Source organism: Actinomyces sp. HMSC075C01 (assembly GCF_001812965.1).
Lineage (GTDB): Bacteria > Actinomycetota > Actinomycetes > Actinomycetales > Actinomycetaceae > Actinomyces > Actinomyces acetigenes.
In genome coordinates, this window is the sequence record NZ_KV810998.1 from 1 (window position 1) to 2,505 (window position 2,505).

At 60.6% G+C, this 2,505-nt stretch carries 4 protein-coding genes and 1 pseudogene; 3 read left to right on the forward strand and 2 right to left on the reverse strand.

The features are described 5' to 3' along the window. From HMPREF2883_RS07825 to HMPREF2883_RS07835, 3 genes and pseudogenes are all read left to right on the forward strand, one after another. A pseudogene (locus HMPREF2883_RS07825) lies at nt 1-212 on the forward strand (hypothetical protein); the annotation flags it as partial. An 89-nt stretch (nt 213-301) separates the two neighbouring features. Then, complete coding sequence (locus tag HMPREF2883_RS07830) at nt 302-664, forward strand: type II toxin-antitoxin system RelE/ParE family toxin (RefSeq protein ID WP_070660690.1); 363 nt, start codon at nt 302-304, stop codon at nt 662-664. Continuing rightward, a complete protein-coding gene (locus tag HMPREF2883_RS07835) occupies nt 661-966 on the forward strand; it encodes a helix-turn-helix domain-containing protein (protein WP_070660694.1) in 306 nt (101 codons plus the stop codon). The genes HMPREF2883_RS07830 and HMPREF2883_RS07835 overlap by 4 nt, the downstream gene beginning before the upstream one ends. 307 nt (nt 967-1,273) lie before the next feature. Here the strand turns inward: HMPREF2883_RS07835 and HMPREF2883_RS07840 are convergent, their stop codons facing one another. Together HMPREF2883_RS07840 and HMPREF2883_RS07845 are read right to left on the reverse strand one after the other, a co-directional pair. Next, complete coding sequence (locus tag HMPREF2883_RS07840; protein ID WP_070660697.1) at nt 1,274-2,158, reverse strand: IS3 family transposase; 885 nt, start codon at nt 2,156-2,158, stop codon at nt 1,274-1,276. Then, nucleotides 2,155-2,439 carry a transposase gene (locus HMPREF2883_RS07845; RefSeq protein WP_070660727.1) on the reverse strand — a complete coding sequence of 95 codons (285 nt, stop codon included), beginning with the start codon at nt 2,437-2,439 and terminating at the stop codon, nt 2,155-2,157. The genes HMPREF2883_RS07840 and HMPREF2883_RS07845 overlap by 4 nt, the downstream gene beginning before the upstream one ends. Nucleotides 2,440-2,505: the final 66 nt, after the last annotated feature.

Sequence of the window (2,505 nt, forward strand, 5' to 3'; positions counted from 1 at the left end):
CATCACTGCCTCCATCAAACCCGGGACGATTCACGGCTCACCTGGGTGGCACCACGCCGCTGACCATCAAGGTCGCCTACTCAGCCTCCTACACCGCCACCGACGGCAACACCGGCACCCTGCCCGCCATCACCACCACCAGCACCATCAACCTCCCCGTCGCCGAAGTCCAGACCCTGACCACCAACACAAAGAACCCCCGACAGAACTGAGGTGGGATAAACGATTGACCGCGCCCCAGGCACAGTAGGAACGAGAGTATCGTCTTGTCGCGATATCACGTGAATGACATAATGGGTCTGTGCGATGGACGGTTGAGTTCTCGGACGAGGTTCTGACCTGGTATCAGGGCCTGACCCCCGAGGGGAAGGCGGCAACCCGTCGCGTGCTGACTCGGCTGGAGGATGCCGGGCACATGCTCGGCATGCCGTTGTCGAAACAGCTGGGCGGAGGCCTGCGCGAACTGCGGTTCACCTGCGAGGGGGTGGCGAGACGGATCACGTACGTTCTCGAACCCGAACGGAAGGCCATCACGCTGACCACCTTCCGCAAGCAGCGCCAGAGCGAGCGGCGGGAGATCCTACGAGCCCGGCGGGCCCAGGCTGCTTATCAGTCCACTCAGGCAGCGGCCAAGGGCGCCCGAAAGAAGAGGAAGCAATCATGAGGACCACACCGTTCCGGCAGGCTGAGGCCGAGGCCCTGGCTGCCATGACTCCGGACGAGCGTGCCCGATTCGATGCCGCTGAGGCTGAGGAAGAGGCCCGCTTGCAGCTCGCCGAGCTCGTCTACGCCGCACGTACACGTGCAGGGCTGACCCAGGCCGAGTTGGCTAGGCGCATGGGAACCCAGCAGTCAGTCATCTCCGCCGTCGAGAATGGTGGGCAGGTTCCCTCCGTCTCGACTCTCTGGCGTATCGCCCACGCACTGAACCTGCGCCTGACTATCGATATGGCTGCCGCGAGCTGAACCCGAGAAATCGCCCCGGGTTTGATGAAGGCGATGATCCTTTCGTGTCATCACTGCCCCCATGAAACCTGGGGCGATTCATGCTGTCGGACGGGTTTTGCTGTGCTGGCGGTTGTACCACCCTTGTGCTGCTGTTTGTGCCGGTCGGTGTGAGCTGCTGGCGGGAGGTGGGGCGTGGCCTTTGTCGGTGCGCCGTGACTTTGTTGTGATCTGGCGGGTAGAGTCATGGGGTTGCTGCTGTGCCGGGATGCTGCGCTCGGCCTGATTGGACTGCTGGGTGTTTTTCGGACAGTGCTTGTTTTGTGTTTCAGGCTGCCTTTGTTAAGTCCAGGAAATCGCGTTCGACCTCGTTCGGGGTGCGGTATCCCAGGGCTGAGTGAAGGCGAACATGATTGTATCTCAGCTCGATCCACGAGGCAATATCCTTGACCGCCTTATCCTTCGTGGGATACACCATCCGGTGGACCCTCTCATTCTTCAGCGTGGCATTAAAGGATTCCGCCCACGCATTGTCCCAGCACACCCCCGTGCGCCCCACCGAGGGGCGAATGCCATAGGAGTTGAGGTGGTCCAGGAATCTTTGAGACGTGTACTGACTACCTCGGTCCGAATGAAAGACCGTCACATCCTTTTCAACCGGGCATCTCCTGACCGCCATGTCGATGGCCTGGCACACCAGGGACGTGTGCATGTGGTCGGCCATCGCATAACCCACGACCTTCTTGGTGCAGCAGTCCAAAACGGTCGCGAGATAAATGAATCCGGCCCACGTCCTGACATAGGTGATATCCCCGCACAACTTCTTGCCGGGCTTGTCAGCGGTGAAGTCCCGCCCGAGCAGGTCCGGGCGCTCTCCCAGGTCCTCAGCCGGTATGGTGGTTCGGACTTTCGCCCGTGGCCCGGCGGCCTGTAGCCCCAGGTCACGCATGATGGCGCGGATCGTGGCCCCGTCGGCCCGCACACCGCGCCGCTCCAGGACCACCTGAATTCTTCGATACCCGTAGGTACCATCGGAGTCCTCAAAAACGCCCTTAATCATGATGGCCAGCTCCTCCCTCCTAATGGCCGTCTGTGACTGGGGTCGGTCGCGCCAGGAGTAGTAACCTGATTTTGATACCCTGGACCACCGACACATTGAGGAGATGGGGTAGGAGCCTTCTTCGCGGTTGATGACCTCGTAGCGCTCGGTCACGGTCGTTCCTTGGCGAAGAAGGCGGCTGCTTTTTTCAGGAACTCGTTCTCCTGACGCAGCTCACGGACCTCCGCTCTCAGTTTCGCTATCTCGGCTGACTCGGAGGCTTTCTTGCGGTCCTGGTCGGTGGCGTGCTCCTTTTTGTATCTTGCGACCCAGTTACCTACTGTTTGGGCAACAAGGTCGTATGAGGCGGCCACTGACGCTATCGTGCGTTCCTTCTCGACGACTTCACGCACGACCTGCGCCTTGAACTCCTCCGAGTATTTCGCTGCTGGCATGGTATCCATCCTATCGACTCACGGGAAGAAACACTCCCCCAGTCCGAGAAACACCACGCACCCCAG

What these genes read in the sequence shown, in the direction of transcription:
- HMPREF2883_RS07845 (WP_070660727.1), bottom strand. Translation starts at nt 2,439, where the DNA reads ATGCCAGCAGCGAAATACTCGGAGGAGTTCAAGGCGCAGGTCGTGCGT.
- HMPREF2883_RS07835 (WP_070660694.1), top strand. Translation starts at nt 661, where the DNA reads ATGAGGACCACACCGTTCCGGCAGGCTGAGGCCGAGGCCCTGGCTGCC.